General features: G+C 61.9%; 25 protein-coding genes and 1 tRNA gene. 12 read left to right on the forward strand and 14 right to left on the reverse strand.

Annotated elements, in window-relative coordinates:
• The first annotated feature begins 2 nt into the window (after positions 1 to 2).
• Positions 3 to 353: a DUF3147 family protein gene (locus tag GRI47_RS04670; protein ID WP_160660179.1), complete on the forward strand. Its 351-nt coding sequence runs from the start codon at positions 3 to 5 to the stop codon at positions 351 to 353.
• Positions 354 to 360: 7 nt separating this feature from the next.
• Here the strand turns inward: GRI47_RS04670 and chrA are convergent, their stop codons facing one another.
• On the reverse strand, positions 361 to 1,671 hold the full coding sequence (gene chrA / locus GRI47_RS04675; protein WP_202387283.1) for a chromate efflux transporter: 1,311 nt from the start codon (positions 1,669 to 1,671) through the stop codon (positions 361 to 363).
• A 339-nt stretch (positions 1,672 to 2,010) separates the two neighbouring features.
• Between chrA and GRI47_RS04680 the strand changes: the two genes are divergently transcribed.
• From GRI47_RS04680 to GRI47_RS04700, 5 genes are all read left to right on the forward strand, one after another.
• Entirely contained in the window at positions 2,011 to 2,634 is a 624-nt protein-coding gene (locus GRI47_RS04680; RefSeq protein WP_160660181.1) for a hypothetical protein, read from the forward strand.
• Complete coding sequence (locus GRI47_RS04685; protein WP_160660182.1) at positions 2,631 to 2,846, forward strand: hypothetical protein; 216 nt, start codon at positions 2,631 to 2,633, stop codon at positions 2,844 to 2,846. Before GRI47_RS04680 ends, GRI47_RS04685 begins: the two co-directional genes overlap by 4 nt.
• An 86-nt stretch (positions 2,847 to 2,932) precedes the next feature.
• Entirely contained in the window at positions 2,933 to 4,495 is a 1,563-nt protein-coding gene (locus tag GRI47_RS04690; protein WP_160660183.1) for a hypothetical protein, read from the forward strand.
• 112 nt (positions 4,496 to 4,607) lie between these two features.
• A complete protein-coding gene (locus tag GRI47_RS04695) occupies positions 4,608 to 4,898 on the forward strand; it encodes a hypothetical protein (protein WP_160660184.1) in 291 nt (96 codons plus the stop codon).
• Positions 4,882 to 5,946, forward strand: coding sequence for a tyrosine-type recombinase/integrase (locus GRI47_RS04700; protein ID WP_160660185.1), 1,065 nt, complete (start codon positions 4,882 to 4,884; stop codon positions 5,944 to 5,946). The genes GRI47_RS04695 and GRI47_RS04700 overlap by 17 nt, the downstream gene beginning before the upstream one ends.
• A gap of 57 nt (positions 5,947 to 6,003) precedes the next feature.
• On the opposite strand, the gene GRI47_RS04705 is transcribed toward GRI47_RS04700, so the two are convergent.
• The 6 genes from GRI47_RS04705 to GRI47_RS04730 form a co-directional block, all read right to left on the reverse strand.
• Positions 6,004 to 6,079, reverse strand: a tRNA-Lys gene (locus tag GRI47_RS04705).
• A 128-nt stretch (positions 6,080 to 6,207) separates the two neighbouring features.
• The gene (gene rodA, locus GRI47_RS04710) at positions 6,208 to 7,323 is read right to left on the reverse strand and encodes a rod shape-determining protein RodA (protein ID WP_237452618.1); all 1,116 of its coding nucleotides are present in this window, start codon (positions 7,321 to 7,323) and stop codon (positions 6,208 to 6,210) included.
• Entirely contained in the window at positions 7,320 to 9,461 is a 2,142-nt protein-coding gene (mrdA, locus tag GRI47_RS04715; RefSeq protein ID WP_337190638.1) for a penicillin-binding protein 2, read from the reverse strand. Before mrdA ends, rodA begins: the two co-directional genes overlap by 4 nt.
• A 10-nt stretch (positions 9,462 to 9,471) precedes the next feature.
• Entirely contained in the window at positions 9,472 to 10,017 is a 546-nt protein-coding gene (mreD, locus tag GRI47_RS04720) for a rod shape-determining protein MreD (RefSeq protein WP_337190639.1), read from the reverse strand.
• A gap of 8 nt (positions 10,018 to 10,025) precedes the next feature.
• Positions 10,026 to 10,916, reverse strand: a complete 891-nt coding sequence (locus GRI47_RS04725) for a rod shape-determining protein MreC (protein WP_160660187.1) — start codon at positions 10,914 to 10,916, stop codon at positions 10,026 to 10,028.
• 32 nt (positions 10,917 to 10,948) lie between these two features.
• Positions 10,949 to 11,992, reverse strand: a complete 1,044-nt coding sequence (locus tag GRI47_RS04730) for a rod shape-determining protein (protein WP_067682215.1) — start codon at positions 11,990 to 11,992, stop codon at positions 10,949 to 10,951.
• Positions 11,993 to 12,187: 195 nt separating this feature from the next.
• Between GRI47_RS04730 and mutL the strand changes: the two genes are divergently transcribed.
• The 3 genes from mutL (at position 12,188) to GRI47_RS04745 (ending at position 15,163) form a co-directional block, all read left to right on the forward strand.
• Positions 12,188 to 14,026 (forward strand): DNA mismatch repair endonuclease MutL, encoded by a 1,839-nt coding sequence (mutL, locus tag GRI47_RS04735; protein ID WP_160660188.1) that lies wholly within the window; start codon positions 12,188 to 12,190, stop codon positions 14,024 to 14,026.
• Positions 14,027 to 14,137: 111 nt separating this feature from the next.
• Complete coding sequence (locus GRI47_RS04740; protein ID WP_160660189.1) at positions 14,138 to 14,470, forward strand: hypothetical protein; 333 nt, start codon at positions 14,138 to 14,140, stop codon at positions 14,468 to 14,470.
• Positions 14,471 to 14,668: 198 nt separating this feature from the next.
• Positions 14,669 to 15,163, forward strand: coding sequence for a hypothetical protein (locus tag GRI47_RS04745; protein WP_160660190.1), 495 nt, complete (start codon positions 14,669 to 14,671; stop codon positions 15,161 to 15,163).
• Positions 15,164 to 15,167: 4 nt separating this feature from the next.
• On the opposite strand, the gene GRI47_RS04750 is transcribed toward GRI47_RS04745, so the two are convergent.
• Positions 15,168 to 15,629, reverse strand: a complete 462-nt coding sequence (locus GRI47_RS04750) for a MaoC family dehydratase (protein ID WP_160660191.1) — start codon at positions 15,627 to 15,629, stop codon at positions 15,168 to 15,170.
• Positions 15,630 to 15,804: 175 nt separating this feature from the next.
• Here GRI47_RS04750 and GRI47_RS04755 point away from each other — a divergent pair, with 175 nt between their 5' ends.
• On the forward strand, positions 15,805 to 16,038 hold the full coding sequence (locus GRI47_RS04755) for a hypothetical protein (protein WP_160660192.1): 234 nt from the start codon (positions 15,805 to 15,807) through the stop codon (positions 16,036 to 16,038).
• Here GRI47_RS04755 and pth read toward each other — a convergent pair.
• The 6 genes from pth to GRI47_RS04785 form a co-directional block, all read right to left on the reverse strand.
• Positions 16,035 to 16,604, reverse strand: coding sequence for an aminoacyl-tRNA hydrolase (gene pth, locus GRI47_RS04760; RefSeq protein ID WP_160660193.1), 570 nt, complete (start codon positions 16,602 to 16,604; stop codon positions 16,035 to 16,037). The two genes, GRI47_RS04755 and pth, sit on opposite strands and share 4 nt — an antisense overlap.
• A gap of 103 nt (positions 16,605 to 16,707) precedes the next feature.
• Positions 16,708 to 17,406, reverse strand: a complete 699-nt coding sequence (locus tag GRI47_RS04765) for a 50S ribosomal protein L25/general stress protein Ctc (RefSeq protein WP_160660194.1) — start codon at positions 17,404 to 17,406, stop codon at positions 16,708 to 16,710.
• A 148-nt stretch (positions 17,407 to 17,554) separates the two neighbouring features.
• Entirely contained in the window at positions 17,555 to 18,463 is a 909-nt protein-coding gene (locus GRI47_RS04770) for a TraB/GumN family protein (RefSeq protein WP_160660195.1), read from the reverse strand.
• A complete protein-coding gene (locus GRI47_RS04775; RefSeq protein ID WP_160660196.1) occupies positions 18,463 to 19,437 on the reverse strand; it encodes a TraB/GumN family protein in 975 nt (324 codons plus the stop codon). Before GRI47_RS04775 ends, GRI47_RS04770 begins: the two co-directional genes overlap by 1 nt.
• 57 nt (positions 19,438 to 19,494) lie before the next feature.
• Complete coding sequence (locus tag GRI47_RS04780) at positions 19,495 to 19,689, reverse strand: helix-turn-helix transcriptional regulator (RefSeq protein ID WP_160660197.1); 195 nt, start codon at positions 19,687 to 19,689, stop codon at positions 19,495 to 19,497.
• Complete coding sequence (locus tag GRI47_RS04785; protein ID WP_160660198.1) at positions 19,686 to 20,144, reverse strand: hypothetical protein; 459 nt, start codon at positions 20,142 to 20,144, stop codon at positions 19,686 to 19,688. Before GRI47_RS04785 ends, GRI47_RS04780 begins: the two co-directional genes overlap by 4 nt.
• Positions 20,145 to 20,303: 159 nt before the next feature.
• On the opposite strand from GRI47_RS04785, the gene GRI47_RS04790 reads away from it, so the two are divergent.
• Both GRI47_RS04790 and glyS read left to right on the forward strand, forming a co-directional pair.
• Positions 20,304 to 21,206, forward strand: a complete 903-nt coding sequence (locus GRI47_RS04790) for a glycine--tRNA ligase subunit alpha (protein WP_160660199.1) — start codon at positions 20,304 to 20,306, stop codon at positions 21,204 to 21,206.
• Positions 21,173 to 23,521 (forward strand): glycine--tRNA ligase subunit beta, encoded by a 2,349-nt coding sequence (gene glyS, locus GRI47_RS04795; RefSeq protein WP_237452619.1) that lies wholly within the window; start codon positions 21,173 to 21,175, stop codon positions 23,519 to 23,521. The genes GRI47_RS04790 and glyS overlap by 34 nt, the downstream gene beginning before the upstream one ends.
• Positions 23,522 to 23,639: the final 118 nt, after the last annotated feature.

A 23,639-nucleotide genomic window follows, 5' to 3' on the forward strand; every position in this document is an offset into this window, starting at 1 on the left:
CGATGGGATACTTCCTGCTCAAGGCTGCCCTGTCGGGCATTATCATCGCGATCGTCAGCGAGGTCGCCCGCCGTGCTCCGGGCCTGGGAGCCCTGATCGCTTCGCTGCCGCTGATCTCCGTGCTGGGAATGATATGGTTGTGGCGCGATACCGAAGATACCGCGCGCATGGCCGAGCACGCCTACGCCACCTTCTGGTTCGTCCTGCCCAGCTTGCCGATGTTCCTCGCCATTCCGGTCATGCTGAACCGCGGCGTCGCTTTCTGGCCCGCTCTCGCCATCGGATGCACCATGACGGTGCTGCTCTACCTCGCAATGGTCTGGGCACTCGGACATTTCGGCGTGCGGCTCTGAAACCGGCTCATAAGGCGGACAGGATCAATCCGCCCACCGCGTTGATCGCCAGCACGCGCACGACCGACCACTTCGCGACAAAGACCAGAGCGCAGGCAAGCGCGGTCAGCAGCGCTGCCCGCCAGTCTAGCGTTGCCCAATCCGGCACGTAGAGCCGCACGGGTCCAAACCTCGCTTCTCCCACCGCGGCAAATATCACGTGGATGGCGAACCAGACAGCAAGGTTTGCGATAACGCCCACGACCGCCGCGGTAATAACCGCCAGGCCGCCCTTGATACGCACGGCGTTACCCAGCCGGTCGATCCACGGAGCGAAGGCGAAGATCCACAGGAAGCACGGTGCAAAAGTTACCCAGGTCGTGAGTCCCGCTCCCAACAGTCCAGCGACAAGAGGCGTGAACGGCTCCGGCGCTCGATAGGCGGCGAGATAGCCGACGAACTGCGTCACCATGATCAGCGGCCCCGGCGTCGTCTCGGCAAGGCCCAGTCCATCCGCCATCTCGCCCGGTTTTAGCCAACCGAATCCCTGCACAGCCTCCTGCGCCATATAGGCCAGAACCGCATAGGCGCCGCCGAAGGTCACAACGGCCAGCTGCGAGAAGAAGGTCCCGATGTCCCACAATACGTGCTCCGGGCCCAAGGTAGCGAGCACAAGGCCCATCGGCGCTGCCCAGATGAGTGCCCAGATGACGATGGATTGCAGCGTTGCCCGCCACGGGCGCGGTCCGGTAGCAATCCTGGAAGGCGTGGCTGATACCGCCAGCCAGTGCGGCCTGACCCGGGCGATCGCCAAGCCAAGGATTCCTGCACCCAGTATGACAACGGGAAACGGCAGGTCGAACAGAAACAACGCGGCGAAGGCTGCTATTGCCAACACCTGCTTGAACCGCGTGTTCAGCGCGCGACCCGCAATCCGGACCAGGGCTTGCAGCACGATTGCCAGCACCGCGGCCTTTACGCCGAGGAAAAGCGCCTCGAACCAGTCGAGGTTGGCAGCGACCGCATAAAGCATGCTGAGGGCAAGGATGATGACGGCACCGGGTATGACAAACAGCAGCCCCGCCGCGAGGCCGCCCCGCCATCCGTGGAGGCGCCAGCCTATCCACGTGGCGAGTTGCTGCGCCTCCGGCCCCGGAAGGAAGTGGCAGAAATTTAGGGCGTGCAGGTAATCATCCTCGCTGACCCAACCACGATCCTCGACCAGTTCGCGGTGCATCAGTGCGATCTGCCCGGCTGGTCCGCCGAAGCTGAGCAATCCGATACGCCAGAACGCGCGTGCCAGCTGCAAGAAGGAAGGAGACGGCTGTGGTCGCGACATGTTTACCTCACAACTATTGGTCCGCAACAGCCGCGGAGCCATGAGGCAACACTTGAACCGGCAAGGTCTGAGCGGGAGGTTGCTTGGTCCCGCACATTCTTTCTTACATGAGAGGCGGACTTTCGGGAAGCAATGCTGTGGCCGAGATGTTCCTTACGCCATCCCCGCATAAGCGGCGGAATAGCCGAGGTCGCCCCCCTAAAGCGGACTGTCCGCAAGCGGCTCAATGTCCGCCACCGACATGAAAAATAGAATTCTTATCCCGGCAAACCTCGAAAGGTGAGAACCCAAGGGGGTAGGTGACAGCCATTGCGGCTCTGCGTGTGCAATGCGGGTAGGATGGATTATGCCCTATTTCCTGATCTTCTTGATAAACTGGCCAAAATTGAGGCGCTAGGAAGATCTGCGCTGACCCCCGCCAGTGAGAACGTGGCTGAACTGAAGCGGCAGGCAGCGGCGGCCGGAAAGCGCCGCGCGCGTGACGAAAAGCGCTACGAGTTGGGCGGTCTACTTCTGACGATCGGTTTCGAGAACATCGATTACTACGCGCTTTATGGTCTTATGGCCCATCCCGATCACCTGCTGAAATGGTCCATCGAAGCCCGACAGAGTAGCGCAACGCAGGACTTGGCGCGACTTATCGAGCATATTTTCGATGACGATAGACGCGCTGAAAGATGCGCGGAGTGGGGCCGGTATCTATCATGGACACGCATGCGCACCCTGTATGAGGCCGAGGTCACATCCTTCATCGCATCTGGAAAGGCGGGCGCAAAACAGCGTTGGAGGTGCGATCCGGTTTCGTCCAAACAGCTTTATCTGATCGCTCAGATCTGCAAGCTGGAGGGCATTGCAAACCCGAATATCGCGAAGAAGGGATGCGCTTTTGACTGGCTGTATGAGAGAGACGGCAATCCGCGATATTTTAAGCGTCCGGCTCCATTACCGCTGGAGCTATCATGATCGCCATACCTGTCGACGTCGAAGAAGCGATGGCGATGCTCCATCTTAAAGAAAGCGAGTTCGAACGAGCAGTCAAAGCGGTGGAAAATGCATTGGCTGATGGGAGAACCGGCGAGCACGAGTTAAACACCATGAACGAGCTTGCCATGGAACTCGGCGAACTCGCGGAACAAATCTCAGACCAAATCCAGAAAAAATTACAATCTTTGTAGGCCGCGGACGCGATTATTAAAATCTATGTTCACCCTGCGATGGCAAGATCCGAAGTCAAGCTGGAACATCAGAGGACAAAAACCCGATGGCCAAGAAAGAAATTCGCAGGACTAAGGCCGATCTGGCGCGGGAAGGGCACTACCACAACCGGGCGGCGGCAGCGGACAAAAGGAATCCTGTCAAACCGCGATCGGAGAAAGAGAAGGCCACAAAAAAAGCGAGCTCAAAAAAATCGCGAAAGAACGTTGTGTTTTTGATGATGGATCATAGTCTTCTTAGCTCAGGTCTGCAGTTACCGAAGGACGTTTCACAAACGATCGCTGAACTCGTCGATAAATTCACCCGCGGATCGCAGAATACGTCGACTCACTGTTTTTCGCTCTTTAATCAATCGATATCATCGCTACGCAAGATCCCTATCGGCCTCCTTGGGGATAAGGAATGCCTTCTTCCGGATGAACTTCTTCCGACGGGAGAAACAGAGATTTTGGCTCACTGCCGTTGGATGATCTCCACCCAAGGATCAGATGACTACATCAATTTCGTTGTTTCTGGCTGGCCGTCGACAATTGTCAAAAGACACGAAGTTCGAAAACGCTTCGGAGCGGATCCGAACGTAGGTTCTTCCCATATTCACAAGCATGCATCTAATTTGGCGCGATTGGAAGAAACGGATTTCGACCTTTATAGAGCGATCATTTCCGGTCGGCATCGGAGTGCGATGCAAATACTACAAAGAGCCGAAGTGGGGTCGAAAGTGGCAGCGGCGGATACGCGCCTCCTGATCGCTGAGCACGGTCTTCTTTGGTGCGCGCGCGATGTTCAGTTGATTACAGCGCGGTCCGGCAAAGCAGAGGAAAATCCTCTAGAAGCGCTAGCCAGCACGAGCATGACCCAATTGAAGCCGGAGAACATCGCTAACCAGGCCCGTCGGCTATTTATCATCCTCAAAAAGATCGTCGCCGACTACACAACTTCGCTGGAGCATACCGGCGGTAAGCCTCTGGCAACGATCGACAATGTGCCAGAAACCATGCTTCCGCTGTATCGGCAGATTGAAGCTGTAGCGAAATTCCACGGGATCAATCTGACAAATTCCATCGGTCAACTCGACCAGCTGATTGAATACATCCGCATAACCCCAATCCCGGGAAACGTAGCTTGGCGTCAAATGCTCGACAGCTCGGTTAGCGAGAATGGCCTCCCAAGCAGTTTCAATGCCTTATGGTTCTCCGGCCTCTCGATCACCCAAGCGGTTTCCGTTTCAATTCTTCGATATCTGCAAAGCGAACGGGAAATTTTGAATCTTATTGACGAGCGCGATGGAGAGCATCCCCGAAGATTTAGAGACCATACCGCAATGCCTCCTTTCGACGCAGAAAAATTGGGCGCGGACTGGTTTACTGCGGCGAAGGATATGCTGTTCATGCTGCGGCGCGACATTTTGCAAGACAAAGATTTCAAGGACGAGGGGTATGATTACCCGGACCGTGAGCCAGCTGCAGGCCGGAATCCAATCCAGATTGCGAAAGCTTTCGTAACCGAGAGAGGCCAACGCGCCATGACCGACTACGAGAGCGAGTTCGGAGATGTTAGGCGCACGTTTTATCTGTTGGACGTCATCCCGGAACACCGGCTGGCTCTTTAGTTAGCTCCCTACCTCGAAAGAAACTCCTGGAAGAGCGAATGCCGTAAGGGGGTAGGTGACGCCTGCATTCCTTGGACACCGTCTAGCGCCCTCGGAATGAGACAGCGTCCTTTTGACAAGCAAAGAGCAGTTCGACCTTCATGCGGCGAAGCGATCGACGCTGATCCTGCTTTTTCTTGGTCTCCTGAATTCAGCCGAAGCTGAAATGACAAAAACGAGCTCGACAATTCGTCAAGCCAACCTGGCACGCGCTATTCGCGCAGTTCAAGCTTGCGGGCTTGAGATACAACGAGTCGAGCTTAGCTCAGATGGCTCAGTCAGCCTCATAACCAATCAAAATACTGTGGCGGAAATCTCTCCATTTGATCAATGGAAGGAGAAGAAAAATGCGCGTCCGTCTTAAAGGGATAAACCGCGTCAAAAAGCGATTAGCCGATGGATCGCAGGTCGTATACTACTACGCATGGAAGGGGGGTCCTAGACTAAAAGGGAATCCGGGATCGCCCGAATTCATCGACAGTTATAATTCGGCTTTGGAAAATCGCCGCGTCAAACCGGATGGACTGCTTCAGAGCGTATTAAGAAAATATCTCGCGTCTCCGGATTTTCTCGGACTAGCTGATAAAACACGGAGGGATTATAGTCGTCACATACGCGCCATTGAAGATGATTTTGGTGACTTTCCGCTTGTTGCGCTGAGCGATAAAAAGGCCCGAGGCGAGTTTCTTGAGTGGCGCGACAAGATCGGTCTAACAAATCCTCGTCAGGCAGACTATCGTTTCAGCGTCCTGGCGCGTGTTCTCTCTTGGGCCGTCGATCGCGGGGATGCCCCGGCAAACCCATGCAAGAATCCGGGCCGTTTATATCACTCAGAGCGCGTGGATAGCGTCTGGACACCCCATGACGAAACCGCTTTTTACGAGCGAGCTCCTGAGCACCTTCATCTGGCCCTTATGCTGGCTCTTTGGACCGGGCAGCGCCAAGGGGATTTACTCGCCCTCACATGGGCAGGTTATGACGGAAGGCGCATTCGCCTCAAGCAGAAGAAAACAAACAGGCGCATAGTCATCCCGGTGGGCACCCCACTTCGACGTGCACTGGATGCTCTCAAATCGAAGGTAAGCAGCCACAGTGACGCTTTGGATTTGAGCTCGTCGACAATTCTAACAACGCAAAAGGGGAAGGCTTGGACTGAGGACGGTTTCAGAACGTCGTGGAGCAAAGCATGCGCTAAAGCTGGCGTCGCTGATGTAACCTTCCATGACCTTAGAGGCACTGCGGTCACCAGGCTCGCATTGGCAGGATGCACGTCTCCAGAGATCGCCACAGTCACTGGCCATTCGCTCAAGGACGTGAACGCCATCTTGGATGCACACTATCTGAGCCGCGATTCGCAGCTCGCTGAAAGTGCCATCAGGAAGCTGGAGAAGAGGGTGGAATCTCCCAACTGAGCTCCCAACCGGCGAATTTGCTCCGGCCGGAATTCGGATATTTCCTAGGAAAAACAATGGTGGACGCACTAGGGCTCGAACCTAGGACCCGCTGATTAAGAGTCAGCTGCTCTACCAACTGAGCTATGCGTCCACTCGCAGACCATATGGCCGCGCCCCGAATCGGGAAGGCGCTCATATAGCCGGGTTTCGTCCGATGAAAAGGGGGTGCGCGCGCATCTTCTGAAAAAGTGTTGCCGACCCGACCGTTCAGCCCCGCCTTCAGCCAAGCGTTCCCTTGCGGCCCTGCAGGCGGTTCCAGCGATAAACCATCATCAAAGTGCCGATGCAGATCATGTTGGTCATCATCGAGGAGCCCCCATGGCTCATGAAGGGCAGGGGGATGCCGACCACTGGTGCCAGGCCCATGACCATCATCAGATTGATCGCGACGTAGAAGAAGATCGTCGCCGCCATGCCCGCCGCCAGCAGCTTGCCGAACCGGTCGTTCGAATTGCGTGCCACGGACAGGGCCCAATAGAGGATCAGCGCAAAGCAGCCGATCACCACGACGCCGCCGACGAAACCCCATTCTTCCGCCATAGTGGCGAAGATGAAATCGGTGTGCGGTTCGGGCAAATAATGGAGATGGCTCTGCGTGCCTTCGTTGAAGCCCTTGCCGCTGAAGCCGCCCGATCCGATGGCGATCTTGGACTGGGTGATGTGATAGCCATCGCCCAGCGGATCGTTTTCGGGGTCGAGAAAGGTGAAGACCCGCCGCTGCTGATAGGGCTGGAGCCCGAAGAAGAAGGCGAGGGGCGCGATCACCGCTGCCGCCGCGCCGCCCATCAGGAACCAGCGCATCGGCAGTCCGGCGAGGAACATCACCACGCCGCCGCCGAAAGCTATGGCGAGCGAGGTCCCCAGATCGGGCTGCGCAAGCACCAGCATGATGGGCAGGCCGATCAGAATGCCCGCCGGAACGAGCGCGCGCCAGCTTCCGATCATCCCCACCGGCAGATCGCTGTAGAACCGCGCCAGAACCAGCACGAGCGCGGGTTTCATCAGCTCAGACGGCTGCAATTGCATGAAGCCGAGATTGAGCCAGCGCTGGCTCCCTCCGCCGACGAAGCCGATCGCCTCGACGATCACGAGGAGGATCAGAAGCACGATATAGATGGGGTAGGCCGCAAGCTTCGCCAGATCGGGTGGAAACAGCGCGAGGATGATCGCCATCACGAGGAATACGCCGAACCGGATCAGATGCGATCCGGCATAGGGTTCGAGCGACCCTCCGGCGGCGGAATAGAGCACCAGTCCGCCAAACCCGATCAGGATGAACAGCGGGAACAGCATCGCCCAGGGCTGGCGTGCGACGGGTGCGGGAATGACGCTCATTGCGGGCGGGGCGTTCCGGCAGTAGCGGGCGCGGGTGAGGGCGCCTCGGGCGCTGCCGCCTGCGGAGCCGCAGCCGTCTCCGGCGCGACCACGGAATCGGGCGGAGGCGCGTCGCTGCTGGGATTGGCCTCTTCACGCGGCGTGATGACGGTGTCGGCGATCGCTTCGCTCTGGCGCGCGGCCACGCGGGCTTCGGCTTCGACGAGGTCGAAGATTTCCTCGTCCCGGCTCGGGGCGGGCGGAACGGCTTCGCCCGCCGCCGTGGCGTAGGCGATATATTTGCGCGTCAGCCGTTCCTGCGCCGTGCCGCCCCATTGTTCTTCGAGAGCGCGCAGAGCGTCCATTCCCTTCTGGGGATCGAACATGAAGGTCATCACATCGCGCGCGATGGGGTAGGCCGAGCCGGACCCGCCACCATGCTCGATCACCACGGCGCCCGCATATTTCGGTTTGTCGAAGGGAGCGAAGAACACGAACAGGCCGTGGTCGCGATATTTCCATGGGCCGGATTTACCGTCGGACTTGCTGAGCGAGACGACCTGCGCCGTGCCGGTCTTGCCCGCCATCAGGATATCGTCGAACGGCAGCCGTCCGCGTCCGGCGGTGCCGGGGCCGTTGACGACGTCGCTCATCGCCTGGCGCACATAGGCGACGTGATCTTCGGGAAAGTCGATCTGGTCCGCACCGGTGCTCTTGTTCGAGCGGGTGAGGCGCGGATAGAGGTGCCGCCCGGTGGCGAGCCGCGCGGTCATCACCGCGAGTTGCAAGGGGTTCGCGAGGTAATAGCCCTGGCCGATCGAGGCATTGGCCGTGTCGTAGGCCTGCCATTGGCGATCGTATTTTTCCTCCAGCCAAGCAGGCGAAGGCACCGTGCCGTAGAACTGGCTGATGACCGGCAGATCGAACTGCTTGCCCATGCCGATCGACTTGGCGAAATCGGCCACCTTGTCGAAACCGACCTCGAGCGCCATGCGATAGAAATAGCTGTCGCAGGACTGATAGATCCCCTTGGCCATGTCGACCTGGCCGTGATTGCCCCAGCAATTGAAGAAGCGGTTGCCGATCCTGACCCCGCCGCCGCAGGTGATCGTCCGGTTGGGATCGATCCCCGCCTCGAGGAAGGCCATGCAGTGCATCGGCTTCACGGTCGAGCCGGGAGGATACAGCCCCTTCAGCACCTTGTTGCGCAACGGAACGCGATCGTCCTCGCGCAGCATGGCGTATTCGACGCGGCCGATGCCTTGCGAGAAGCTGTTGGGATCGAAGCTCGGCATGGAGGACATGCACAGGATGTCGCCATTCTCGCAATCCATCACCACACAGGAGCCGCTTTCCAGCCCGATCCGGCGCGCGGCATAATCCTGCAACGGCCCATCGATGGTGAGGCGGACAGGATCGCCCTGAATGTCCTCGCGCGTTTCGAGTTCCTGCACGATCCGGCCCGAGGCGGTCACTTCGACCCGGCGAGCGCCGGGAACGCCGCGCAGATCCTTCTCGAACTGGCGCTCCAGCGCGTCCTTGCCGATCTTGAAGCCAGGGGTGATGAGGAGGGGATTGCCCTCTTCCTCATATTCCTCGGCATTGGCGGGCCCGACATAGCCGATGAGGTGGCCCACCGCAGGCCCGGTCGGATAATGGCGCGAAAAGCCGCGCTGAGGGACGACGCCGGGAAGATCGGGCAGGCGGACGCTGACGGCGGCGAAATCCTCGTAATCGAGGCCGCTCGCGACCTCGACGGGCTGGAACCCGGCGGCTTCCTCCACCCGCTTGGTGACATCCGCCATCGCCGCCTCGTCGAGGCGCAGGATTCGGCCCAGCGCGCCCAACGTGCCGGAGACATCGGCCAGCTGGTCAGGAATGACGTCGACACGGAAATCCGCGCGGTTTGAGGCGAGGGGGGCGCCGTTGCGGTCGAGGATCCAGCCCCGGCGCGGCGGGATCAGCGACAGGTTGACGCGGTTGCTTTCGCTCTCGAGCTCGTACCGCTCGTTCTCCGCGATGGCGATATAGCCCATGCGCGCGGCCAGAAGGGTCGCGATCCCGCCCATGCCGGCAGCCACGAGAAAACTGCGTCGCTTGAACGCATTGTCGAGCGTCGACGCAGTGACGATAGTGTTCTTGCGCGATCCGAGCTTCACGTCGCCACCCTCAGCCCAGCTTGCGCCAGCGCGTCAGGCGCTTGCGATCGAGAAAGGCCACGAACAGCGCGACGAGCGGGAAGAGAAGGATCGAGAGGACGATCTGGGGCACGAGCGCGATCAGCATGGGAAGAGAGGGTTCGCCACCGGAAAAGAGCATTGCCGCCAGCAGATACACGGGCAGGATTAAACCGGCGGTGAACCAGTCCTGCGCGAAGCTGCGCCAGGGAAAGCGCGTCTCTACCAGCTCGATCGCGATCATGGCGAGTGACCATAGCAGGGCGGCGCTGCCTAGCGGTTGGCCGCTGAACAGATCGTCGAACAGGCCGAGCGGGAACCCGGCCCAGACGGGCAAGAGGCCCGGACGCACGAGTCGCCATCCGATCAGCATGAGAAATCCCAGCGGCGGTACGATCGGCAGTGCGCTGGCGATCACGATCAGCGGGAGGACCGATGCGATCAGGATCGAGATATAGGGGATGACCGTCGCCAGCACGGTCGAATGGGAGCGGTTGATGCGGCTGCCATAGGCATCGCTGCGGGAGCGGGGGTTCATCCGCTCCATTATTCGCCCAGTTCGCGTTCGATCGGCGTTCTCGATCCGCGCAGGGCGGCGGGTTCGAATATCGGCAGCACCGAGACGAAATCGGCGGCGGCGGGATCGGTCACGATCCGGGCGAGGGCCCCATCATCGGTGATTTCGGTGGCGATGGCGACCGCGATGCCGGGTTGGTAATAACCGCCCGCGCCGCTCGTGACGAACAGGTCGCCCTTCTTGATCGGATTGATGCCAAGATTGATCAGGCGGATGCGGATCAGGCCGTCGCCGCGCCCTTCCGCGAAGGCGACGACCTCGTCCTGAGCGCGCCGCACGGGGAGCACGCTTTCGCTGTCGGTCAAGAGGAGGACACGCGAGCTCCGGTCGCCGACTTCGAGGATGCGCCCGACCACGCCGCGGGGCGAGCGCACCGGCATTCCGACCCTGACTCCATCCGCCGCGCCAGCGCCCAGATAGGCGAAGCGCCGCGTGCTCGCCGAGGTGGCACCGATCAGCCGTGCCGTCGCGACCGGGGCGGTATCGGTATCCTCCAGCGACAGGAGCGACTTCAGCCGCCGATTCTCCTGCTCGACCGCGGCAGCTTCCTTCAGGCGAATGCGCGCGATCTCCATCTCGCGCTTCAGGGCCGCGTTCTGCGATCCGGCGCGCAGATAGCCGCGCACGCTTTCGTAGAGGCTCTTGCTCTCGGTCCGCCCGGTGGCGACCGTGCGGGTGGCGGGCGCGACGGCGTCGTTCGCCTCCCCGCGCAAGCCCGACAGGAATTGCGGCTGCCACAGCGACAGGCCGAGCAGTATGGCGCCGACCAGCGCACCCGCGCCCGCGGCGATATAGCCCGTAAAGAGGCTGTATTGCGCCCTTCGCGAATAGCTCGAACGCCGTTGCCCGGTCGGCGCCATGGCGGCCGTGCTCCCCAGTTAGATCGTGCGGCTTACGCCGTCATCAACACGCCGCGATAGATCTCGTCTTCCATCGCGCGGCCCGTGCCCAGAGCGACGCAGGACAGCGGATCTTCCGCGATGGTCACCGGCAGGCCGGTTTCCTCGCGCAGATATTCGTCGAGCCCCTGGATCAGCGCACCTCCGCCCGTCAGGACGATGCCCTGATCGACGATGTCGGCCGCGAGTTCGGGCGCGGTGTTCTCGAGCGCGATGCGAACGCCTTCCACGATCGCCCCGATCGGTTCGGACAGCGCTTCGGCGATATGGCCCTGATTGATCGTGATTTCCTTGGGCACGCCGTTGACGAGATCGCGACCCTTGATGGTTATCGCTTCGCCGATGCCGTCTTCCGGCGCGACGGCGATCCCGTAATCCTTCTTGATCCGCTCCGCCGTGGCATCGCCGATCAGCAAATTGTGGTGGCGGCGGACATAGCTGACGATCGCTTCATCCATCTTGTCGCCCCCGGTGCGCACCGAGGTGGTGTAGGCAAGACCGCGCAGCGAAAGCACCGCGACCTCGGTCGTGCCGCCGCCGATATCGACCACCATCGATCCGACCGGTTCGGTCACCGGCATGTCCGCGCCGATCGCGGCGGCCATCGGTTCGAGGATCAGGAAGACCTGGCTGGCGCCCGCATTCGACGCGGCATCGCGGATCGCGCGGCGTTCCACGCTGGTCGATCCCGAAGGGACGCAGATGGTGATTTCGGGATAGCGCATCAGGCTCTTGCGACCATGCACCTTGCGGATGAAGTGCTTGATCATCTCTTCGGCGATTTCGATGTCGGCGATGACGCCATCGCGCAAGGGGCGGATCGCCTCGATGCTGTCAGGCGTCTTGCCCATCATCATCTTCGCATCGTCACCCACGGCCTTCACGCGCTTCACGCCATTCAGCGTCTCGATCGCGACGACCGAAGGTTCGTTGAGGACGATGCCCTGATCCTGGACGTAGACCAGCGTATTGGCGGTGCCGAGATCGATCGCCATGTTCTGCGAGCCGAACTTGAAGAGATTGTTCCAGAAGCTCATTCTTACCCGATTCCGTAAATGGATAAGGGCCTTGCGCCTCGATTTTGAGAGCGATCCGACCCGATTTTGACAGCGGAGCGGTCGCCTTAGCGAAGGTGTGGCGAAAATGCCAAACATTCCCTCGCGGCTTCGGGGGAAAGTTCAGCGTCTGGTCTCGAAATCATGGCGTTTCGTCGCTAGCTTTCCGGCCCCGCCATGCCCACCATTCGCCGCCTTCCCGAAACGCTCGTCAATCGCATCGCCGCCGGCGAGGTGGTCGAGCGCCCCGCCGCAGCGCTCAAGGAACTGGTTGAGAACGCGATCGACGCAGGTGCGACGCGGATAGCGGTCAGATTGGTCGAAGGCGGGCTGGGCTCGCTCGAAGTGAGCGATGACGGATGCGGGATGAGGCCGGACGAGATGGCACTCGCGCTCGAACGCCATGCGACCTCGAAATTGCCCGAAAGCCTCGTCGGGGATGGGGCGATCGAGCAGGTCGCCACGCTGGGCTTTCGCGGCGAGGCGCTGCCCTCGATCGCCAGCGTGTCGCGCTTCACGCTGGAAAGCCGTCCGCGCAATGCCGAACAGGCGTGGCGCAAAGTAGTCGATCACGGCGCGATGGTGGCGGACGAGCCTGCCGCTCTCCCGCCCGGAACGCGCGTTCGAGTCGAACAGGTCTTCGCCAACGTGCCCGCGCGCCGCAAGTTCCTGCGCACGCCGCGCAGCGAATACGCCGCCTGCCTCGATGTCGTGCGAAGGCTCGCCATGGCACGCCCCGATATCGGCTTCACGCTGGAGCATGGAGAGCGCCGCATCTTGGCACTTCAGCCCGATGAGGCGATCGCGGAGCGCGTGGCGCAGGTCGTCGCGCGCGAACTCAAGACCAACGGCGTTGCGATCGATCTCGAGCGGCCGGGCGAGGCCGGGCCGATCCGCCTGTCCGGGATAGCGGGCCTGCCGACCTATAATCGCGGGATCGCCGACCATCAGTATCTGTTCGTCAACGGGCGTCCGGTGAAGGATCGCCTGCTGACCGGGGCGGTGCGGGGCGCCTACGCCGATATGCTGGCGCGCGATCGTCATGCGGTGCTGGCACTGTTTCTCGATCTTCCCCCGGAAGAGGTCGACGTGAACGTCCACCCGGCCAAGACCGAGGTGCGCTTCCGCGATGCGAATGCGGTGCGCGGCTTCATCGTCTCGGGCTTGCGCCAGGCCCTGGCGAGCGGGGACCGACGCAGCGCGCAGACGCCCGATCGCGGCGCGATGGCGCGCTGGACGAGCGAGCCGGGGCAGGGGGATGCGCGCGACGAGCCTTCACCCGCGCTCGCGTCCATCTTCAGCGGCCGCGACTGGTCGGCCCCGTCGCGTTCTGTGGCGGAGGCGGGCGCTGCGTGGCGCGGAGCCACCGCGGACGTGCTGGGCGAACCGCGAGGCCGCGCCGAGGAAGCCGCGCCGGTCGCGGAGGAGGAGGACTATCCGCTCGGCATCGCGCGCGGACAGGTCGCCAACACATATATCGTCGCCGAGGCGAAGGATGGCTTGGTCCTCGTCGATCAGCACGCAGCGCATGAACGCCTCGTCCTCGAACGCCTGAGGGCTGCAGGCACGGAGGACGCGGTTTCGCGCAGCCAGGCGTTGCTGATGCCGGATGTCGTCGAACTGGACGAGACCGCCTGCGACCGGCTCGAAGATGCCGCCGATGGCCTCGCGCGCTACGGGTTAGTCATCGAGCGCTTCGGCCCCTCCGCCATGCTGGTTCGCGCCGTGCCGCATTCGCTCAAACAGGGCGATCCCGAAAAGCTGCTGCGCGATATCGACGACGATCTGGTCAAGCACGGCGAGGCGCTGCTGCTCGGAGAGAAGATCGACCTCGTCCTCGCCACCATGGCCTGCCACGGTTCGGTCCGAGCAGGCCGCGTCCTACGCGTCGACGAAATGAACGCTCTCCTACGCGAAATGGAACGCACGCCGCGCTCAGGCCAGTGCAACCATGGGCGACCGACGTGGGTGAAGCTCAGCATGGAGGATGTGGAGAGGCTTTTCGGGAGGAAGTGAGGTGCTGCAAATGCTTCGGGGAATGTCGGCTTGCCAAAGTTTCTAGCCGAAAGCGGACGGTCGGCAAACGACCCTATTGCGGATGCTCTAAAAGGCGCTACCCTTGCAAGAATGCCCAAGGGAATGCTCGAACGTCGGGTGGAAGAACTAGCTGATGATGCTGCACAGCTTAGTAACGCTATCGCGTTACTTGCGGCTCTTCAAGGCTCTGCCCTCGGAGAAATCGAAAGCGAAGACATCTCGCTTAATCCTTATACGAGCGCGATTTGCTTTGATTGGCTGGTGAGCGGCGAATGGGATAGCCTCCAAGTCGAAATCTATTCCGACCACTTCGAGACATACCTCTCACGTAATAAAGAGCTGCGCATCAATCATTGGCCAAGCGAGCCGAAGGCGCCAGCGTTGGATAAGGTGATGGAAGAGCTTTTGGCTGGTGCGGCCTAGTGTCCGCTTCCCACCCCAAAATCGTACGTACGGCGGTCGGGTCGGCTAACCGGTAAGCTGACACTCAACCCGGCTTGCCGTTCCCTCCTCGCGAGATTTGGCCCTTGCTCCGATTGATCCAAAATGGTCTCTGCATTCGGGCCACCAATCGCTGCTAACCTCGATCGCAGGTCCAGCTTAACCGCCCGGGAGAAACAAATGCGCGCACCGATCCTTCTGCTGGCCTTGACCGTCGCGGCCTGCGGGTCGGAGCCGAGCCCGGAAGAGAAGGCGGCCAGCGATGCGGCGGCTTCGGCGGAGATCCGCGCGGCGAACGTGCCGCCGCCTATTCCCGTCACGCTGGAGCCGATCGCCTATTCCGATATCGAGGCGAACGAGCTGATCGGGATCGGGTGCAGCTTTGCCCTGGCGCGCAATGCCGATGCGGCGATGGCGGTGACGATGGTCGAGGCGGCTTACGTGAAGCAGGACAACGAAATCCAGCGGCTCGCGCCCGATATGGGAAGCGCCGAAATGCCGTTCGGCACCCGCTCCAATTATGACGGAACCCGGTTCGGCCTGGAAATGACCATGCGCGGGGATGGCGAGGCGATCGGGGGCGAGACCACGCTTTACGATGCCACCCTGACGCTGCGCGACGGGAGGGACCGGATCGTCTACCAGCAGGACGGCGTGGCGCGCTGCGGCAGCTGATCGGTCAATCCACCGGCGCGCTGGGATCACGCACGCGGATGAGCCCGTTGCTGACCATTTCCAGCACCAGCACATCGTCCTGGTTGAAAGTGCTCACCCGGCTCTTGAACAAGCCCATATCGGGCCGGGACTTGCTGCGGCGCTTCTCGATCACCTCGGTCTCGCAGCGGAGCACATCGCCCGGATAAACCGGCTTCACCCAGCGCAGCTGATCGATGCCGGGCGAGCCGAGGCCCGCCTGTTCCACCACCGACATGTTTTCGACCAGCATCCGCATGGTCATGGCGCAGGTGTGCCACCCACTGGCGGAGATGCGCCCAAAATGCGTCTTCGCCGCCGCCTCGTCGCTCAGATGGAAGGGCTGGGGGTCGAACTTCTCGGCGAAATCGCGCACCGCGTCGGCAGTCACCTCGTAGCGGCCGAAGCTCTGCCGGGTGCCCACTTCGATATCTTCGTAATACAGCATGGCCCAGGAAATGCCCCGGAATGCGGACCGGGGCAAGACGCAAACTGGCCTGCCTGTCACGCCGTGAGACGACCAAGGCTCTGCTGATTAAGGCGCATAATTCGATCGCCATCGCGCGTGCAGCTGTTGATTTATCGCTTGCATGTCAGCGCGATCGGGCAAAAGCAGGATAGCTATGTTTCGGTCCGCGCTTTCTCTGACGACCCTGTTCGGCGTGGTGCTGGCGCTTTCGTCGTGCGAAACCACGAACGAAGACGAATGGACGGGCGGCGGACGCAAGCCATTCCATCAGGCGGAGCAGACCTGCGAGGCGCAGGCTGGACGGCTTACGGAGGAAAAAGCACGGCCCGCTTTCTTCACCGATTGTATGCGCACGTTCGGGTGGACGCGGCGGAGCGGCGCCGCCTAGCCCTGCATCCGCATCGCGACATCGCTCATGAAGCGCACGTCGTCGCCCGCCGCCAGCCGATCCGCCTCGCAGCCGATCGCGGCGAGCATCTGGACGAGATCGTCCTGCTCCGCCTTGGCGTAATTGCCGAGGACGTGGCCCGTCACCCGATCCTTGTGACCCGGATGCCCGATCCCGATCCGCACGCGCCGGAAATCGGGGCCGAGATGCTTGTCGATGCTGCGCAGACCGTTGTGACCGGCCAGCCCGCCGCCGGTGCGGACCTTGACCTTGAACGGAGCAAGGTCGAGCTCGTCGTGGAAGACGGTCAGCGCCTCGGTGCCGAGCTTGTAGAAGCGCAGGGCCTCTCCCACCGCGCGGCCGCTTTCGTTCATGAAGGTGGCGGGTTTTAGGAGCAGCACTTTTTCCGTGCCGATCCTGCCCTCCTGAACCCAGCCGGAGAACTTTTTCTGCGCTGGGCCGAAGGCGTGCATTTCCGCGATCACGTCGCAGACCATGAAGCCGATATTGTGCCGGTGCATCGCATATTGCGGGCCGGGATTGCCGAGGCCAGTCCAGATTTGCATGGGCGCGCCCTAACAACCACAGAGCCATTCGGGAAGGCAGCCCAAACGAAAACACCGGCCTGTCGCCAGGCCGGTGCTTCGTATTTCAGCAGGGGAGAACCGCTTAGTCGGCGCTCTTTTCCTGCTGTTCCAGAGCGGCGTCGTCGTCCGGTCCCTGTTCGGTCGCGGCGGTTTCGCCCGGCTCCATATCGGCGCCGGTCTGATCGTCGCCTTCTTCGCCTTCGCTCTTCTTGAGCGCCGACGGGGCAACCAGAGTGGCGATGGTGAAGTCGCGGTCGGTGATCGCGCTTTCGCTACCCGAAGGCAGCTTCACTTCGCTGATGTGGATCGAGTCGCCGACTTCCTTGCCGGTGACGTCGATCTCGATCTCGCTCGGGATCTTGTCCGCTTCGCAGACCAGTTCCAGCTCGTGACGGACCACGTTCAGAACGCCGCCCTTCTTGAGGCCGGGGCTGGCGTCTTCGTTGGTGAAGATGACGGGGACGTTCACGTCGACCTTGGCACCCTTGGCAAGACGCAGGAAGTCGACATGCTCGGGACGGTCGCTGACCGGGTGCAGCGCCACATCCTTGGGCAGCGTACGCACGCTCTTGCCGTCGATTTCGATGGTGACGATCGAGTTCATGAAGTGACCGGTGCCAAGCTGGCGGACCAGTTCCTTCTCCTCGACGTGGATCATCGTGGGTTCTTCCTTGCCGCCGTAGATCACGGCGGGGACACGGCCTTCGCGGCGCAATTGACGGGAGGCTCCCTTGCCAGCCCGTTCGCGCGCTTCGGCCGGCAGGGTCAGAGCGTCGCTCATGGGTCTTGCCTTTCGAGTATGCGTTGAGTTGCTTGGTTCATCGGACGCCACGCCTCCAGGGATGACCATGGCGGGTCCGAAGGGCGCGCCTATAACGCGGCGGCGCGTAAAAGCAAGCTTCGAGCGGGTATGGGAGATAGGGTAGGCGCTACTGTACCCGGCGCACCGTATAACCGCTCGCCTCCAGCATGGCGGGGAGCCCGTCCGGCCCGAACATATGGCCCGCACCGACCGCGACCAGGGGGCGGCTGTCGGTCGAGAAGAGATTTTCGAGTTGCGCGGTCCAGGCGCGATTGCGCCCGGCGAGCAGCGCTTCGTATAATTCGGGGTCGGCCAGAATGCCTTCGCGGGTCAATTTGGCGAGCTCCTTGGCGTTTCCCTCGCTCCAGATGCGGGCGAGGCGGCCCATGTCGTCGTCATAATCGCGGGTCTCGGCGATGACCGCATCGAGCAGGTCGCGCTGGTCCTGCTCCGGCAGCGCATCGAAGATGCGGAGCTGCTTTTCCCCACCTTCTATCTCTATGATATCCCGCCCCTTGAAGTCGCGGATCAGGGCGCGGTCGACCCCGTTTTCGGTCTTGGCCACCTGGACGACCTGCGCCAGCGTCAGCGCCGCCGCCCAGCTTTCCATCGCGTCGAAATGATCGCTGCGCACCTTGGCCTTGGTCAGCAGCACCTCGTATTGCGGTCGCAGAGCGGGATCGATCCGGTCGGCCAGCGGCCCGGTCGGTTCGTCGAAGGCCAGCCGGACGAAGATGTCCGTCAGCTCGCTGCCTTCGTCGAGATTGGCGACCTCGACGACCAGCAGGTCGGCATCCTTGATAGCCTTCTTCAGCGCGGGCGTGCGCCACGATACCCCGTCCGGGAGGGCGTGGATCGTTCCGAACAGCCACCCCTCGACCGCGCCATTATCGCTCGCGACCTCCAGCAGAATGGGCTTGGCCGTGACCTCGCTGGCAGGGCCGGGCTCCGATCCGCAGGCGGCGAGCGCCAGCAGGCCGGGCAGCGCGAGAATGCGGTTCAGCGTCGCTTTCAAACTGGATTTGCGAAGCGGCATCAATCCAGCCGCTCGGCAGCCAGACCGCGCTCGGCCAGCATGACCTGAACCGATTTCGGGCCGGAGAAATGCCCGGCGCCGACCGCCACCAGAACCGTCCCCGGCCGGTCGAGCCGCCCGTCGAGCCATTCGGCCCATGCCCGGTTGCGATCTTCCAGCAGCACCTTCTCGAACAGGACGCCGAACTCGCCATCGCCGAAATCGAGATCGTCGATCGGCTCTCCCTGCGCCCAACGATGTTCGAGCGCGAGGTCGAGCCCGTCCGCTTCGGTGCCCTCACCCAGGAAGAAACCCTCCGGGTCCTCTCCGTCCCAGGCAATCAGATCTTCCTCCAGTTCCGCGAGCAGCAGATCCTCGTCGATGGCGAGGACGTTGGCGAAGACATCGGCGGAATTCTCGATCGAACCGATCGGCTTGCCAGCTGCGGCGAATTCATTCTGCAGCGCCGTTTCGACACCGTTTTCGCGCACCGAGCCCATGGCGTCGAGCTGCCCCAGACCGACCGCCATGATCGCCAGGATCGGCGGCATCCGGTCGAAAACGGCGGGGGGCGTTCCGGTCAGTTTCGCCAGCGCAAGCCATTTCTCGCCCGCTTCCGGGCTCAGGCGCTGCGATGTCGGCACGCGCTTCTCGATGCCGGAAAGCATACGCACCATCAGATCCTGCGACTCCGCCTCGCCATCCGCATCGCTGGTTTCCAGCACCAGCTCGTCGGCTTCCCCGACGACGCGATCGAGTTCGGCGCTTCGCCAGCGAAACCCATCTGGAAGGACATGGAAGGTCCCGAACAGATAGATCGTGGTGTCCTCGTCCGCGAGCTTCCAGATGGCCGGGCTCGGCTCGTAATCCTGCGTGACGGCCGGGGCAGGCTGCTTGTGCCGCGATAGGACATCGGCGTCGAGGTCCTGTGCCCATGCGGCAGGTGCCAGCAGGGCGGCTGCAAGACCGGCGAGAACCGAAAAGGCTAGTTGCATCGGGTGGGCACTCTCATGCGATCCCATGGAAGGATCGGGATTTCCAGGCGGCTACCATTACAGCCCGTCGTCGAATATTTCGTGAATGGCCATGCCGAAAAGTCGCGCGATCCGGAAGGCGAGGGCGAGCGAGGGGTCGTGCTTGCCGGTCTCGATGGCATTGATCGCCTGGCGCGAGACCTCGAGATGCATCGCCAGTTCGGCCTGGCTCCACTCCCGCTCGGCGCGAAGGACGCGAAGACGATTCTTCATTCGGCGCGGCCGAAGCGATCGCGCGCCCATGCATAAGCATAGCCAGCGTAAAAGACGATCGATACGCCGAGCAGGGTGATCCAGCCATCCGTCAGGATCGACTGGTCGGCGGTGGATTCCGAGAGGGCGACACCGCTCGCCAGCCGATAGCCCGCGCCGTAAGCGACATCGGTAATGTCCAGAAAGAACAACACGATCATGTAGGCGCCCACTGCCGCGACGGCCCAGCGGTGGCCGACCGAGCACAGGCTCTGAAAATAGCTATCGGTCCGTGCGGGCATGGCCGATATGAGGAGACCTGCCGAAGCCGCGCCCCTTGCCAGAGCGGTAATGAGCGGATCGAGACCGGCGAAGAGATCGATTGCAAGCAGCAGGGCGCCCGCCGCCCCGAACCAGATCAGCCAGTAAGAGCGTGAACGGTCAGCTTCAGTGGGAGCGAAAGGGTCGTAAGGCATGGATCATCCGCGATGAGTGTCAGGTATACATGACTAAATGTCGAACTTGCCCGACTATGTCAACAGAACCTGACATCTCATGGGAAGCGGGCCGCATTACACGGCTCGCAGCTTCCGCGACATTGACCCGGTTTCGCACCTGCGGCATGGCCGCTCGCCATGGACCGGAACCCGCAAAACTCCTTTCAGGACATGATCCTCGCGCTGCACGATTTCTGGAGCAGCAAGGGGGGATGCCTGATCTTGCAGCCCTACGACATGCGCATGGGGGCGGGCACGTTCCACACTGCCACGACCCTGCGCGCGCTGGGGCCGGAGCCGTGGAACGCCGCCTTCGTCCAGCCCTGCCGCCGCCCCACCGACGGGCGCTATGGCGAGAACCCCAATAGGTTGCAGCATTACTATCAGTATCAGGTGATCCTGAAGCCGAGCCCGCCTGACATTCAGGACCTCTATCTCGAAAGCCTGCGCGTGATCGGTATCGATCCGCTCAAGCACGACATTCGTTTCGTCGAGGACGATTGGGAATCGCCCACGCTGGGCGCCTGGGGCCTCGGCTGGGAGGTCTGGTGCGACGGGATGGAGGTGACGCAGTTCACCTATTTCCAGCAAATGGGCGGCTTCGACTGCAAGCCGGTCGCGGGGGAACTGACCTACGGGCTCGAGCGGTTGGCGATGTATATCCAGGGCGTCGACAATGTTTACGACCTCGATTTCAACGGGCGCGGGGTGACATACGGGCAGGTGTTTCTCGAAAACGAGAAGCAGATGTCGAAATGGAATTTCGAGGTCGCCGATACCGACGCGCTGTTCGACCTGTTCAACAAGGCCGAGGCGGAATGCCGCAACGCGCTCGATGCGAATGTTCCGATCGCGGCGTATGAACAGGCCATCGAGGCGAGCCACATCTTCAATCTCTTGCAGGCGCGCGGCGTGATCAGCGTGCAGGAACGTGCCAGCTATATGGGCCGGGTGCGCGATCTGGCGCGAGGATCGTGCGAGGCCCACATGGCCAAGGAAGCGCCACGATGGGCGGAACAATACCCGGAGTGGTCGAAATGAGCGGCGCCGATAATCGCAAGGATTTCCTCCTCGAACTGCGCAGCGAGGAAATCCCCGCCCGGATGCAGGCAGGCGCCCGCGCCGAATTGGAAAAGCTGTTCCGGCGCGAGATGACCGCCGCTGGTGTCGCGCCGGGCGAGATCACGGTCTGGTCCACCCCCCGCAGGCTTGCGCTGATCGCGCGCGACCTTCCCGCCGCGACCGAGGCGGTGAGCGAGGAGGCGAAGGGTCCGCCCGAAGGCGCGCCCGATGCGGCTGTGGAGGGATTTTGCCGCAAGGCGGGCGTAACGCGCGACCAATTGGAGGTGCGCGAGGTCAAGGGCCGTCCGACCTATTTCGCCGTCATCGAAACGCCGGGGCGCGCAATGCGCGATCTTCTGGGCGAGGCGATTGGCGCGATCGTGCGCGATTTCAGCTGGCCCAAATCGATGCGCTGGGGCGCGGCTTCGCTCAGCACGGAATCCTTGCGCTGGGTGCGCCCGCTGTCGGGCATCGTCGCGCTGTTCGGGGACGAGTTGGTCGAATGCGAGGTCCACGGCGTCACCAGCGGCGCGGTCACGCTCGGCCACCGGTTCCACCACAGCGGCGACATCACGATCGGTAGCGCCGACGATTACGCGATCAAGCTGCGCACGGCCCATGTCATCGTCGATCATGAGGAACGGCAGGACCTGATCCGCAGCGGCGCGGCGAAGGTCGCCGGCGCAGCGGGACTGACACTGGTCGTGGATGAGGGGCTGGTGATCGAGAATGCCGGCCTCACCGAATGGCCGATCCCGCTGCTTGGGCGCTTCGATGAGGCGTATCTCGAGGTTCCGCCCGAAGTCATCCAGCTGACCGCGCGGGTGAACCAGAAATATTTCGTCTGCGAGGATCGGGCCGGGAAATTGGCCAACGCCTTCATCTGCACCGCGAATATCGAGGCTGAGGATGGTGGCGCCGCGATCGTGGACGGCAACCGCAAGGTCCTGGCGGCGCGGCTTTCCGACGCGCGCTTCTTCTGGGACGTGGATCGCAAGAAGACTCTCGCGCAGCACGCCAAGGGGCTGGAGCGGATCACTTTCCACGAAAAGCTCGGCACGGTCGCCGACAAGGTGGACCGGGTGGCGAAGCTGGCCCGCTGGTTGGTCGAAGAGGGCATCGTGAAGGATGCCGATCCCGATATGGCCGAACAGGCCGCCCGCCTCGCCAAGGCCGATCTGGTCACCGAAATGGTCGGCGAGTTTCCTGAATTGCAGGGCCTTATGGGCGGCTACTATGCCCGCGCCGAAGGCCTGCCCGATGCCGTCGCGGATGCGATCCGCGACCATTATCAGCCGGTCGGGCAGGGCGACAAGGTGCCGACAGCTCCTGTGACGGTGGCGGTGAGTTTGGCGGACAAGCTGGATACGATTATCGGCTTTTATCTAGCTGGAGAGTTTCCAACCGGGTCTAAGGACCCCTTTGCATTACGAAGGGCGGCTTTCGGCGTGCTAGCCTATACGGCCGACAGGCTTCGTGTTTCAATGACGACGCTCTTTCGGCAGGCTGCTGAACCACATCTCGCGTTCTTCTATTGTGAACCGAAGGATGTTGGTCGACCCTATTTTGAGGCGGCACTATCGGCTTTCAACTGGGATATCGATGCGGAAGATAAGCACGAGGCATCACCTTTAGATTATCGGGGTCCTTTTGGTGCAACCAACGCCAATGTCTTCGCTGGTATACGACGTCTGCCGCGATTTTTTGCTGACCGTCTCAAGGTCAAGCAGCGCGAGGCGGGTGTCCGTCATGACCTGATCGACGCCGTGTTTGCTTTGGGTGGTGAGGACGATCTCGTCCGTCTGTTGGCGCGGGTGAAGGCGTTGCAGGTCTATATCGAAACCGCCGAAGGGGCGGATCTCCTCGCCGGATACAAGCGCGCCGCCAATATCCTGAAGAAGGAAGACTGGTACGGCACGGAAGGCGAGATCGCGCGTACTGGCGAGGAAGACCCGCTGGCGCTCGTCGACGATCCCGACATGAAGGCGGTGATCGACGCCAAGATGGCCGCGCGCCACGCGGGCGAAGCGAATTACGCGCTCGAACCTGCGGAAAAGGCGCTGGCCGACGCGCTGTCTCAGGCCGAACCGCGCGCCGCGAAGGCACTGGCGGAGGAGGATTTTGCCGCCGCCATGGCCGCGCTCGCCAGCCTGCGCGCGCCGATCGATCGCTTCTTCGAGGAAGTCACGGTAAACGCGGAAGAAGAAAACAAGCGGGCACATCGCTTGGACCTGCTTGCACGCTTCCGTGCTGCAGTGCACAAAGTAGCTGATTTCTCTCGCATCGAGGGGTGATCCGATGAGTCGCCGCTCCGCGTTCGAAGGCGCGGATGGGTGAGGTCGATTAGCCCTTTGCCTGGGCATGGATCGAGTTAGGGGCGGGATTTTCCGAGCGGCCTTTTCGCTCGGCCCG

This window comes from Qipengyuania pelagi, from assembly GCF_009827295.1.
Lineage (GTDB): Bacteria > Pseudomonadota > Alphaproteobacteria > Sphingomonadales > Sphingomonadaceae > Qipengyuania > Qipengyuania pelagi.